This is a genomic window from bacterium (assembly GCA_014360495.1).
Classification (GTDB): Bacteria; Armatimonadota; JACIXR01; order JACIXR01; family JACIXR01; genus JACIXR01.
On the sequence record JACIXR010000005.1, the window covers coordinates 83,418 to 95,908 of the forward strand.

9 protein-coding genes and 1 tRNA gene are annotated in these 12,491 nt (G+C 45.4%); 2 read left to right on the forward strand and 8 right to left on the reverse strand.

Features of this window, described 5'->3' with window-relative positions; all coding sequences use genetic code 11:
* The first annotated feature begins 64 nt into the window (after positions 1-64).
* The gene (gene polA, locus H5T88_05505; GenBank protein MBC7329800.1) at positions 65-2,641 is read left to right on the forward strand and encodes a DNA polymerase I; all 2,577 of its coding nucleotides are present in this window, start codon (positions 65-67) and stop codon (positions 2,639-2,641) included.
* Positions 2,642-2,645: 4 nt separating this feature from the next.
* Here polA and H5T88_05510 read toward each other — a convergent pair whose 3' ends face one another.
* From H5T88_05510 to H5T88_05520, 3 genes are read right to left on the reverse strand one after another with little or no spacing between them, the layout of a single operon-like run.
* On the reverse strand, positions 2,646-4,136 hold the full coding sequence (locus tag H5T88_05510; protein ID MBC7329801.1) for an efflux RND transporter periplasmic adaptor subunit: 1,491 nt from the start codon (positions 4,134-4,136) through the stop codon (positions 2,646-2,648).
* 2 nt (positions 4,137-4,138) lie between these two features.
* The gene (locus tag H5T88_05515) at positions 4,139-5,446 is read right to left on the reverse strand and encodes a TolC family protein (protein MBC7329802.1); all 1,308 of its coding nucleotides are present in this window, start codon (positions 5,444-5,446) and stop codon (positions 4,139-4,141) included.
* Positions 5,443-5,655 carry an AbrB/MazE/SpoVT family DNA-binding domain-containing protein gene (locus H5T88_05520; protein ID MBC7329803.1) on the reverse strand — a complete coding sequence of 71 codons (213 nt, stop codon included), beginning with the start codon at positions 5,653-5,655 and terminating at the stop codon, positions 5,443-5,445. Before H5T88_05520 ends, H5T88_05515 begins: the two co-directional genes overlap by 4 nt.
* A gap of 157 nt (positions 5,656-5,812) precedes the next feature.
* Here H5T88_05520 and H5T88_05525 point away from each other — a divergent pair, with 157 nt between their 5' ends.
* Positions 5,813-8,914, forward strand: coding sequence for an efflux RND transporter permease subunit (locus H5T88_05525; GenBank protein ID MBC7329804.1), 3,102 nt, complete (start codon positions 5,813-5,815; stop codon positions 8,912-8,914).
* A 43-nt stretch (positions 8,915-8,957) separates the two neighbouring features.
* On the opposite strand, the gene H5T88_05530 is transcribed toward H5T88_05525, so the two are convergent.
* The 5 genes from H5T88_05530 to surE all read right to left on the reverse strand — a co-directional run bounded on the left by H5T88_05530 (position 8,958) and on the right by surE (position 12,484).
* The gene (locus H5T88_05530; GenBank protein ID MBC7329805.1) at positions 8,958-9,659 is read right to left on the reverse strand and encodes a hypothetical protein; all 702 of its coding nucleotides are present in this window, start codon (positions 9,657-9,659) and stop codon (positions 8,958-8,960) included.
* Positions 9,660-9,719: 60 nt separating this feature from the next.
* Positions 9,720-10,322, reverse strand: a complete 603-nt coding sequence (locus H5T88_05535) for a trimeric intracellular cation channel family protein (GenBank protein MBC7329806.1) — start codon at positions 10,320-10,322, stop codon at positions 9,720-9,722.
* Positions 10,323-10,674: 352 nt separating this feature from the next.
* Positions 10,675-10,765 (reverse strand) — tRNA-Ser (locus H5T88_05540).
* A gap of 25 nt (positions 10,766-10,790) precedes the next feature.
* Positions 10,791-11,738, reverse strand: coding sequence for a radical SAM protein (locus H5T88_05545; protein ID MBC7329807.1), 948 nt, complete (start codon positions 11,736-11,738; stop codon positions 10,791-10,793).
* On the reverse strand, positions 11,717-12,484 hold the full coding sequence (gene surE, locus H5T88_05550) for a 5'/3'-nucleotidase SurE (GenBank protein MBC7329808.1): 768 nt from the start codon (positions 12,482-12,484) through the stop codon (positions 11,717-11,719). Before surE ends, H5T88_05545 begins: the two co-directional genes overlap by 22 nt.
* Positions 12,485-12,491 lie beyond the last annotated feature (7 nt).

Below are 12,491 nucleotides of genomic sequence, written 5' to 3' on the forward strand. Positions count from 1 at the left end.
GTCAATTATTTTTAGACAAAAATTCATATTGAAGGGTCAGTTTTAATTTTATATAATAATCCAGATGAGGAAAACCCTTTATCTATTGGATGGTCAAGGCTTAATCTATAGGGCTTATCACGCCCTACCCTATTTATCAACCTCAAAAGGTCTCCCCACAAATGCGATATTCGGTTTTACTTCAATGCTTATTAGACTTGTTCAGGATTATTCAATTGATTACGCAGTCGCAGCGTTTGATTTGCCCGCTCCCACAGTTCGTCATAAACAATATTCGGCTTATAAAGCGACACGCCCTCCTATGCCCAGCGACCTTTCCCTGCAAATCCCTTACATTAAGGAGATAACCTCAGCCTTTGGAATAGCTATAAAGGAGATGGAGGGCTACGAAGCGGATGATATAATAGCTACCCTCGCCTTGCAGGGCAAGGAGAAAGGGTGGAATGTGTACATACTTTCGGGTGACCTTGATTGTCTGCAAATCGTGGGAGAAAATGTCAAGCTGCTTATCCCCAGGGTTGGGATGACCGATATTAGAGAAATAGATGAAGAAGCTGTGAAGGAAAGATATGGGGTGCCGCCTTCTAAAATCCCTGACTTGAAATCCTTAGCCGGTGATGTCTCGGATAACATCCCGGGCATCCCTGGTTTTGGACCGAAGAAGGCTTCCCAGCTGTTGGAGAAATTTTCCTCCATTGAGGATATTTATGAACATATTGATGAGCTACCTCCCCAACTGAGAGAGACCCTTTTAGCATATGAGGACATAGTGAGGCGGAATAAGAGCCTTGCGCTTTTGAAAAGAGACCTTCCCGTGAGCCTTGACGATGTCCCGCCTTTCCGACCGGATTGGGGGCGCATAAGGGAAATCTTACAGGAACTGGAGATGAAGAAGCTTATAGAGAGGTTGCCTAACCAAGAAAGCTCCCTATTCGTAAGGGAAGAGGTTCCCCAAAAGATGGTCAAGGAGGTTCAATCCGCAGATGATTTAGGAAAAATGTTGGCGAAAACTCCTCAAGAAATAGCCCTTCATATTGGGGAGGGAAAGCTTCATATAGCCACGAAGGGAGGAGAGGTCTTCTCACTGTCTCTTTCCAGGGGAAAAGATTTATTCGGTTCAATGGACAACGAAATTGAGCCTCTTAAACCCATTCTCTCCGATGAGAAAATTCCCAAATTAGGGCACGACTTAAAGAGCATAATGCTTCTTTTAGCCAAGGAGGAAAATGTCTACCTTAAAGGCATAGCCTTTGACACCATGATTGCTTCTTATCTTCTAAATCCAATAAGGGGTGGGCATAGGCTTGAGGATGTATATAGAGAGCTCTTGGGAGAGGAATTATCAAATAACCCTTCTTTGCAGGCTCTTTCGCTGTTTGATTTGAGGGAGAAGATGGAGGAGAGATTGAGAGCTGAAGAGTTGGGACGGGTTTTCTATGAAATAGAGATGCCGCTTTTGAGCGTTCTATTTGATATGGAAATGGTGGGTGTGAAGATTGATATACCTTTGATGAGGAAGCTATCGGGAGAGTTAACGGAGCGGATGAGGGAGGTTGAAAAGGAGATATACAGGTTAGCGGGTGTGGAGTTCAATATAGCTTCTCCGAAACAGTTGAGGGAGGTTCTAACTGAACGCTTGAAGATTCCTCTGGGCAAGAAGAAGAAGACCGGCTTATCCACAGATGCTGAGGTATTGGAATCGCTTGCCCCTCAATATGAGATTGCAGGGAAGATATTGGAGTGGCGGGAGTTGGCGAAATTCAAGGGAACCTATATTGATGTTTTGCCAAGGCTTGCAGATAAGGACGGAAGAGTGCATACATCTTTCAATCAGTGTGTTACGGCAACGGGCAGGCTTTCTTCCTCTGAGCCGAACTTGCAAAACATCCCAGTGAGGGGGGAATGGGCGAAGAGGCTGAGGGGAGCATTCATCAGCGATGAGGGATATGTCCTCATATCCGCTGATTACTCACAGATAGAGCTGAGGGTTCTCGCTCATATAAGCGAGGACCCAGCATTGATTGAGGCATTTCAGAAGGGAGCGGATATTCACGCTTTGACAGCTTCATCCCTTTTTGGGATTCCATTGGAGGATGTTACAGAGGAGTTGAGAAGGAAAGGAAAGACGGTGAATTTTGGGATTGTTTATGGAATCTCTGAATTCGGGCTTGCAAAGGAGCTTGGCATCTCGGAAAAGGAAGCCAAGGAATATATAGAGCAATATTTTCAGAAGTTCCCGAAGGTAAAGGAGTATGTGAATAAGACGATTGAGGAGGCGCGGGAGAGGGGCTATGTGAGGACGATTTTCGGGAGGAAGCGTCCCTTGCCCGAGCTTTTAAGCTCAAATAAGATGGTGAGGGAGTTCGGAAAGAGGGCTGCGATAAACGCTCCTGTGCAAGGAACGGCTGCGGACTTGATAAAGTTAGCAATGGTGAGGATTCATAGAAGAATAAAGGAGACGGGGTTGCCCATGAAATTGCTCTTGCAGGTTCATGATGAATTGCTTATAGAGGCGAGAAAAGATGTTAAAGAAGAAGCGAAACAAATCCTTAAAGAGGAGATGGAGAATGTCTATCCTCTTGCCGTCCCTCTGGTCGTTAAAATCGGGGAAGGAAATAGCTGGGAGGAAATAGGGCACTGATTTTTTAAGGAGCAATCATATACGCTGTTTCTGGAACGCTCGCCTCTTTCACTTGCCTTATGTTTACCTTAGCTCCCACTGGCACGGCATCCCCTCTTTCTATCACCTCTTCGCCTTCCTTAACGCCTTCCACTATCTCTATCAAATCCCCAATGGTTGCCCCCGTTTTTACCTTCTTCTTAACGGCTTTACCATTCTCCACCACCGATACATACCTATCATTGCCTTCTAGATAAACGCATGCTTGGGGGAGGAAGATGCCCCTTTTCTTCCCAAGGATTACCCTCGCCCGAGCAAACATGCCGGGCTTTAGCATAAAGGGTGTTTGAGGGAGGGTTATCCTAACGAGAAAAGACCTGCTGGTAGGGTCACCTGCGGGAGAAATCACGCTTATTTTCTGTTTGAAAGTTCTATCTGGCATAGCATCAAAGACGAGGTCTACCTCCTGCCCCACTCGCAGGCGGGCGACATCAAGCTCAGAGGCGATACAATCAACATAAGAGGAGCCCGTATCAACTATTACGAAAAGCGGGATGCCTGGTGCGACTATTTCCCCGATGTCAACCAATTTGCTGAGCACATATCCGCTTATCGGAGATGTGATATTTGCTTCCTTCAAACTATTAAGGGCAAGATTATAAGCAGCCTTTGCTTGCTCAACAGCTGCCTTTGCCGCTTCCATATCCTGTTGGCGGATTCTAACCTGTTGCTCTGATGCCTTGGCGAGCTCATACATCGCCTCTGCTTGTCTCACATTCTGCTCCGCAATCCTTATCTGTTCTTCCCTTGGACCGATCTTCACGAGTTCAAGTTGCTGTCTCGCGGATTCAACCTGCGCCTTTGCAATATCATATTGCATTTGGGCGAGGTCCAAGGCTTGCTTCGCTACCGCCCCTTGAGAGTAGAGCATCTTAGTTCGCTGATAATTTGATTCGGCATTCCTTAGGTTCGCTTCTGCTTGGGCGAGTAGCGCCTCCACTTGCTTAATCTCCTGAGGACGAGCTCCTGTCTTAAGCATTAAAAGGTTTTCCTTAGCAGCGTTTAAAGTCGCCTCTGCTTGCTGTAGGGAATATTGAAATTGCTGTTTTTGGAGCTCGTAAGCTGTGCGGGCTTGGTCATAGCGGGTTTGAGCGCTTTGCAGAACCGCTTTCGCCTGATTAACTTGATTTATAATATCAGATGTATCTATCTGAGCCAGCAATTGCCCTTTATTAACGAAATCTCCTTCCTTGACTAAAACCTTAATTACCCTGCCCGCTACTTTGCTGGCTACCTTCGTCTGCAGGATAGCGGATATGGAACCGGGCAGGCTAATAGTATCATTTGCTTCAAGAACTTTTGCCCTATAAACATCTACAGGATATTCCATAGCGCCGACAACCATTCCTTTAGCCTTTTGGGCACGCATTATGGAAATGCGATGGATGGTTGCCCAAATAACCGCTAAAATCACCAACACCAAAACGATGATAATTGCTCTTTTTAAAGTCTTCATACTCATCTCGCCTCCGTTATCTCTCCTATTGCTTTATCAAGGTTTATTTTCGCAATATGAAAATCAAAAAGCGCATTCACATAATTCACTTCCGCTTGGGTTAAAGCCGCTTGCGTATCCAATAGCTCAACCTGAGTGGACACACCGGCTTGATACCTGACCTCAGCAAGCCTATAGGCTTCCCTCGCTTGTTCCAGGGTCTTCGTTGCTACTTCCAGCTTTGCTTTGGCATTTTCCAAATTCACATAGGCATTCTTCACTTCCAGCTTAACGCCGTCCTCCAATTGAGCGAGGTTAGCCTTAAGGGTTTCTATGGTAGCTTGGATACTTTTCTGTTTCGCCTTGTTGAGACCACTATCAAAAGGGGTGGCAGAAAGGGATAGGACTATGTTCCAGCTGAATTCCCTTGGTGAAAACGATGTAGTTGGATGTTGCCAATTGTATGAGAAACCAAGGGTCAAATCTGGATAATTTTCCCTCTTCGTCAAGCGGAGGGTTTCCTCCGCTATCTCTATCCCCAATTTCAAAGCAGCGATTTCCTTCCTATTTTGCATGGCTTTCTTTATACAATCCTCAAGCGATAATGTGGGCTCTTCGGGAGCTTTAACCTCGTCATGGAGTTCTATTGGAGTAGTGGGGTCAACTCCCATAGTGTTAAGGAGAGCGGATTTAGCCACTTCATAGGCATTTTGGACGCTGAGAAGTTGCTGTCTTATATTCGCCAAGTTGACTTCCGCTCTGAGGACATCAAACTGGGGAACGGTGCCCGCCTCGTAAGCTGCCTTAGCTACCCTTAAATGTTCCTCCGCCGCCTTTAAGGTCGTTTCAAATATAGCGATGCTCTTCTTCGCCTGAAGAGCTTGGAGGAAGGCTCTTTTAGTAGTGGTTATGACATCCTCTCTCGTTCTCTCATAATCTATCTCTGCCTGGTCTATTGAGAGGGAAGCGGCTTTTTCTCTAAGGGAAATCTTCTTGCTTATATCAATTGGGTGGAAAATGCCGAGGGACGCTTTGTAGGAATATAGCTCTCCAATTGTGATTTGAGTGGGTGGCATATTGGGAATAAAGGAAGGCATTGTTATCGTTGTCTTTTTATCTATGCGGAGGGCGGAGGCACTCAGGGAAGAGAAAATCTTCTTGCCTGCTTTCGCCATCTCCCAATTGCTTCTCGCACTCAGCAATTTTTCCTCGGCAACTTTTATCTGCTTATTGTTCTGCAAAGCTATTTTAACTGCCTCATCCAAGGTTAAGGGATTGGGAATAGTAGCGAGGTATGATAAAATCAGGAAAAGTTTCTTCCATCTTTTCACTTTTCCATCAGCTCCTTCAACATCTGGGTCAAGCGATGCAATTCATTTAAAGCGGATGGAAGGATTAGAAAAATCCCGGTGTTCAGCGGGTTTACGAAAACCAGCATTTTATCCCCTGTCTTTAAACCCAGCCTTTGTCTTGCCTCCGCTGGGATTACGATTTGTCCCCTTTCTCCTACGGAGACGGAACCTATAAAACATTTCCGAATGACCTCATTGCTGTTTTTGAAAACCTCCAATTTAAAACATCTCCTTTCAATTCGGTTTTTTTATTATAATTCTATCGTACATTTCAGATAAGTCAAATTATTCCTATTTGACTTACCCTTCATCTTTACTATAATTTTAGATTGAGGTGAAATCAATATGAATCTCTACGAGTTCAGCGTTAAGCGACCCATCACGATATTGATGGTTATAATCGCCGTCTTTCTTTTGGGTTTCGTTTCCCTCTCCCGCCTCAAAATAGACCTCCTCCCGGATATAACCCTTCCTGTTGTTACGGTGACAACGGTTTATCCCGGAGCGGGACCCGAGGAAGTTGAAACTCTCATCACCAAGCCATTGGAGGAAGCTGTGGGCACTGTCAAAAACCTTGACGAAATTTCCTCTTACTCAATGGAAGGTGTCTCAAATATAATGGTTCGCTTTAAATGGGGGACGGATATAGACCTCGGAGCTATAGATGTGAAGGAAAAGATAGACCCCGTGATAGATATGCTTCCTGAGGAAGCTCATCGCCCAGTTATCAGCAAGCTTGATATTTCAGCTATGATGCCCGTTGTGGGAATCGCTATCACCGGAACTGACCTCAAGACCCTGAGAGATTTAGCCGATAATGTCATCAAAAGGGATTTGGAAAAGGTTACGGGAGTTGCGATGGCAGCTGCTATGGGTGGATTGGAGAGGGAAATAAGGGTGGAAGTTAATCCAAGCAGGTTGAAGGCTTATGGAATAGCTATTGAACAGGTTACACAAGCTATTTCAGCGGAGAATAGAAATCTTCCCACCGGCTATCTTAGGGGTCCAAAGAACGAGTATCTTGTGAGGGTTGTAGGGCAGATATCAAATCCCCAGGAATTGGGCAACATAACCTTGACGATAAAGAACGGTGCACCCATTCTCTTGAAGGATGTAGCGGAGATAAAGGATACAACGAAAGAGCCGACGAGCTACTCAAGGGTAAACGGGAAGCCGGCCGTGGTTATCATGGTTTTTAAACAGTCAGGAGCAAACACAGTAGATGTATCCGATAGAGTGCAAAAGGCTATGAAGGAAATTCAAAGGCAGCTTCCGCCAAATGTTTCTATGACATTAGTGATGGACCAGGCGGATTATATAAGGAAATCCATTAAGAATTTGGAGGATGTGGCTCTGGAAGGAGCTATATTAGCGGTTATCATCATTTTCCTCTTCCTCACCACTTTGAGTAGCACCTTTGTAATAGCTCTATCCATTCCCATATCTCTTTTCGTCGCTTTCATTTACATGTTTTTCAGCAAGACGACTTTAAACATAGTGACTATGGGTGGATTGGTCATCGCTATTGGAAGGATTATAGATGACTCCATAGTTGCTCTGGAGAACATTCATAGGCATATAGAGATGGGCGAACCGCCGATGAAGGCTGCGGTGGAAGCGATGAAGGAAGTAGCTATGCCCATCCTTGCCGCCACCTTCACCACTATAGCTGCTTTCTTCCCCATCCTTTTTGTAGGAGGAATGACCCAACAGCTCTTCTCCCCAATGGTTCTTGTTTTCTCCGTAGCCCTCCTTACCTCGATGCTTGTCGCTTTCTTCGCTGTTCCGATGTTCTCCTCTCGCATTCTCCGCCCGATTTCCGAGGAAAAGGGAAATGGTATACTCTATAAAGTGGTTAACGCATTTCAAACCGCTTATAGAGCTGTAGAGGATATCTATAAAGGAATGTTGGCTTGGGTATTGAGGCACAGGCTAGCTACTATAGGGATTGGAGTTGGTAGCTTTGTCTTGAGCTTTTTCCTCATACCCATCATTGGTCTTGAATATATTCCTGCCTTGAGCAATGTAATCAGCATAAGTGTGAGGACACCAGTGGGGACAAGGTTGGAAGAGACGGATAAAGCGATTGCGGAGGCAGAAAAATATATGGCTCAGGTGCCCGACTTCATTACTTATACCGCCTACTGCGGAGGTGGAGGTAGAGGGGCTTTTGCCCTTATGGGGACTGCTAACCCAAGCCAGTCGGGAAGGATTATGGGTAGATTGAAGCCGTTTAGGGAGTTAAAACAGCCGGTAAATGTCACGAAGGAATGGCTTAGAGAAAAGCTTCAGAGGATACCTAACGCAACATTTAGTTTTGTGGAAATGGAAGCCGCTCTATTAGGTGGAAGAGGGGGGATGGCTGACATTGATGTGGAGATAAGGGGAGATGATTTAGACACGCTGGCTCAATTAGCCAATGATTTGAAGGAGAGGATGAAGAAAATCCCCGGTGTTTTCGGCGTTGACTTGAGCTGGACAACTGGAGCGCCCGAATATCAGGTAATCATAGATAGGGAAAAGGCGAAGACATTTGGGATAACCGCTGGTCAAATAGGGTCTGCACTCTACACTCTTCTTGGTGGTCAGCAGGTGACTTATTATAGAGAAAAGGGGAAGGAGTATGATATAACCGTTCAGGCTCCCGCTTCTCAAAGGGAATGGGAAGCAACGTTGAGGCGTATGCCAATCTTTTCTCCTGTCACAAAATCAACAATCCCTTTGGAGATGGTTGCGAAAGTAGAGCTTAAAACAGGTCCCTCTCTCATAACTCGCAGGCAGCTTCGCCGTTCAGTTGATGTAACAGCTTCAAAGGGCAATAGACCCCTCGGTGATATAGTGAGAGATATCCAAAGAGAGCTTAACCAAATGAAGTTTCCACCTGGTTATATCACGGCGATAAGGGGTGCGGAAGAAAGCAGAAGGGAGGCATTCAGTGGTCTCTTCATAGCCTTGGTCGCCGCTATCTTTCTCATCTATATCATTCTCGCATCCCAATTTGAATCCCTTGTCCATCCTCTCGTGGTGATGACGGCGATTCCAATGGCATTGATTGGTGCTCTCCTTGGGCTTCTTATAGGAGGGCAGACGTTGAGCGTCCTTTCTATGCTCGGGATATTGATGTTGGTCGGTATAGTGATAAGCAACTCGGTTTTGTTGGTTCAATTTATAAATCTTCAGAAGGAGCGAGGGTTGGAGACAAACGAGGCGATAATGGTGGCAGGACCCATAAGGTTGCGTCCCATTTTAATGACAGCTTTGGGCACGATTTTCGCTATGATACCGATGGCTTTGGCGATTAGGGAAGGTTCCGAGATGTTCAAGCCGTTGGCGATTGCGGTTTTGGGTGGATTGATAACATCAACATTCCTCACTCTTCTCTTCGTTCCCGCCATATACAGTTTGCTTGATGAATTCTCAAGGAGAAGAAAGAAGGCTCAAAGATAATTAATAAGCGGGGGCACGATACCGTGCCCCCGCTATTTTTTATTTAAATCCCTCCTCTCTTGAACTTCTCTATAGCCTCTCTTACCGTTCCGGAGACAGCGGTTATGACTTTAATCCCTTTGCTTTGTAGCTTCTCCTGAGGTCCCGGTCCAACTTCGCCGGTGATAACTGCTTTCACTCCCTGAGAAATGACGAATTCCGCTGCCATTATCCCGAAACCTCCGCCACAGGTATCACGGCTACCCTCGTTCTTTATGGCTTCAAATTTTCCGCTCTTTAAATCATAAAGAATGAAGTATTGACATCTTCCGAAATGGGGGTCTATCTCCGCATCTAAATTATCTCCTTTAGCAGTTATGCAAAGGATATCTCCTTCAAGTTCCGTTGTCTTGGATTTTAAGCGTTCGCAGACCCTCCTAAGATTTTTACCTCCTTCCAACTCCCCTTTTGCCAACTTCTCCAATACTTCATCTACATTTCCGCTTATTCCCATCATCACTTCTATTCCATTCCTTCTAAAGATTTTCTCAGCGGATGGACCAATCCCTCCGCATACGATACATTGGACGCCCTCCTTTATCAAGAAGCTGGGAACGACGCCCTGTCGATGCGCCCCATAAACTGGATTTTCCACTATCACCTTGCTTTTTACTTCTCCATCCTCAATATCAGCGATGACGAAATAGCGGGCTCTTCCGAAATGCTCGGAAACATATCCCTCTTCCATAGGAATAGCAACACGCATATTGTCATCCTCCTTTCAAAGTGAATGATAATCATTTTCAATTGGAGAGTCAAGTGAATTTTATGATTCAAAGCGAGGCAATTGCCATCTTCTTTGAATCGCTAATATCCGAAGGAGAAGGGTTATTCCCATTGCTGATGTGGAGGCAAGGGTATTGCTTCCACCTAAATATAGAATTAACCAGAAGACGAACCCACCGCAGATAGAACAGCTTGCGTATACCTCCTTCTGCAAAATTAAAGGAATTTCTCCCGCTAATACATCCCTGATGATTCCTCCTCCAACCGCGGTTGAAAGACCCAAAACTATTATGCCGATTATACCCATCCTATACTCCACCGCTACCAAGGCACCGCTAACGGTGAAAGCGGCTAATCCTATTGCATCGGAGAGAAGAAATCCCCAATCCTCAACGATTGAGGTGCTCCAGCGTCTTGTGAGGAGGGCAAGGAGGATGCCCAAAAGAGCAAAGCCTATATAAAGAGGGTCTTTGAGCATTATTGGCGTTCTTACGACCATAAAATCCCTTAAAACGCCCCCACCGAGAGCGGTAACGAGTCCTAAAACGGCTATTCCGAAAAGGTCCAAATTCTTGCTTATTCCCTTGACAGCTCCTGAAAAAGAGAAAGCTACTAAGCCTATGAGATTGGAGATGAAAAGCATTTTTTAGATTATAAATAATTGTAGGTCTCCTTGCAAAATCTTTTAGATTTATTCCTCTAAGGGCTCTCTTTTCGTTCCCTCCGATGAAGAAAGTTCAAGGTTAAAAGGGGGGTTTAACCCATAAACTCTTATGCCCGATATAATCTTGTTTCGTTTTAGGAGGTCAAATTCCCCATTCCTTGCTTCTCTACCCAAATGGGGCATACCTCCGCAATTTCCCCGCTTCCTCAAAGGCTTCTAATAAATCTTTGAAACTGCTATTTAGTGAGTGAGCTGGATTGGGAACGACACCGATAAGGAATTTCCTTTTAGAAATTGGGAGTTCCCTTTGATCTAGGTAAATCAATTTTTTTGGCGGAGGGGGTGGGATTCGAACCCACGAGGAGCTTTTCACTCCTAGCGGTTTTCAAGACCGCCTCCTTCAACCACTCGGACACCCCTCCAATATATTATTATAACTTCCTTTTCCTAAAAAATAAACCAACGTGGTTCGTCAAACCTGTATAATCCCGCCTTTCTTGCGATTTCAAGAGCGGATTCAAACTCCTTTCTCGTTATCCTCCTTCCTATCTTCGGATGCCCAACCGCTTTATAGCAGGGGCGATATTGCGCCATTATGTTTATGTAAGTATGAGGAGAGATTTCCTCCGCTATGAACCTGCATATCTCTTCCGTTCCCGCCAGTCCCTCTGGCATAACCAAGTGCCTTACCAAAAGCCCTCTCACCGCTATTCCTTCCTCACTTATCACCAAATCCCCTACTTGCCTATGCATTTCCTTTATTGCCTGCTTCATCACTTGAGGATAATCCGGGGCATTACAGAACTCCTTTGCTACATTCCCATCAGCGAACTTTGCGTCAGGCATATAAATATCCACTACCCCTTCCAGAAGCCTAAGTGTTTCAAGGGAATCATAGGAGCTCGTATTGTAAACTATGGGTAACTTCAACCCCTTTTCTATTGCTATCTTCAGAGCGGAGAGAAGCTGAGGAACGATATGGCTTGGAGTGACGATATTGATGTTGTGGCATCCCCTCGCTTGGAGATACAGCATAATTTTGGCGAATTCCTCATCATCCACCTCCTCCCCTACCCTCCAATGACTAATCTCGTAATTTTGACAGAAAATGCAGCCGAGATTACAACTCGTTATGAAAATTGTTCCTGAGCCACTCATACCAACGAGGGGAGCTTCCTCTCCGAAATGTGCTCCATAAGAAGATATGACCGCCTTCCTACCTATATGGCAGAAGCCCTTCTCATCTCTTAAACGATTGACTCCGCAATGCCTTGGACAAAGATTACACTTCTCCAATTTTTTGTAAGCTTCTTCTATTCTTCTGTCAAGTTCCCCGCTCTCGTAGAGGGAGAGATAAGATGGATAAGCAGATTTTAAATTATCAATTCCTCCCATCTTACATTCCTCAGGAGGCTGAGGGCTTCTCCAGATGTCAAATCAAGACCCAAAGGCGTGATTGATACCTTCCTTTGAGCGATAGCATATACATCCGTCCCCTCCTCCAACTCATCTACAGGGGTTTCTCCTCCTATCCAATAGACTAATTTCTTTCCCTCTTCGTAAATCTTTCTGATTGGCGATGGATATGTCCTCTTCCCCAAGCGAGTTAGCTCAACTCCCATCAAATCCTCCCTTCCCACATCCGGGACATTCACATTCAAGAAAGTATGAGGGGGCAAGGGATTTTGAAGGAGGAAAGAGGTTATTTTCTTCGCGATGAAGATAGCAGTGTCAAGATGTTTTCCCTCGCCCTCGCAGTTTAGGGAAATCGAGAAGGAGCTTATCCCCTGCATTGCTCCTTCCCTGGCTGCCCCAACGGTCCCCGAATAAAATATATCCCAGCCGAGATTTGGTCCAATATTTATCCCAGAGATTACGAGCTTGATATCTTTAAATAAAGCTCGTGCGGATAACATAATGCAATCCGCAGGGGTTCCGTCAACGGCGAAGGCTTTGACCTTTTCTCCCAAAAATGTTTCCCTCGCAACCAATGGTTGATGGAGAGTAACTGCGTGGGAAGATGCGCTTTTCTCCTGGCTTGGAACCACTATTGCAACCTCTCCCAGTTCCCTTAATTCCTCCCATAAAGGGAGGAGGGAAGGAGAGAGGAGCCCATCATCGTTAGTCAAGACTATGGGCAACTTGACC

Coding starts and splice junctions, on each gene's coding strand:
- polA (MBC7329800.1), top strand. CDS start 65: ATGAGGAAAACCCTTTATCTATTGGATGGTCAAGGCTTAATCTATAGG.
- H5T88_05525 (MBC7329804.1), top strand. CDS start 5,813: ATGAATCTCTACGAGTTCAGCGTTAAGCGACCCATCACGATATTGATG.
- H5T88_05535 (MBC7329806.1), bottom strand. CDS start 10,322: ATGCTTTTCATCTCCAATCTCATAGGCTTAGTAGCTTTCTCTTTTTCA.
- H5T88_05510 (MBC7329801.1), bottom strand. CDS start 4,136: ATGAAGACTTTAAAAAGAGCAATTATCATCGTTTTGGTGTTGGTGATT.
- H5T88_05530 (MBC7329805.1), bottom strand. CDS start 9,659: ATGCGTGTTGCTATTCCTATGGAAGAGGGATATGTTTCCGAGCATTTC.
- H5T88_05545 (MBC7329807.1), bottom strand. CDS start 11,738: ATGGGAGGAATTGATAATTTAAAATCTGCTTATCCATCTTATCTCTCC.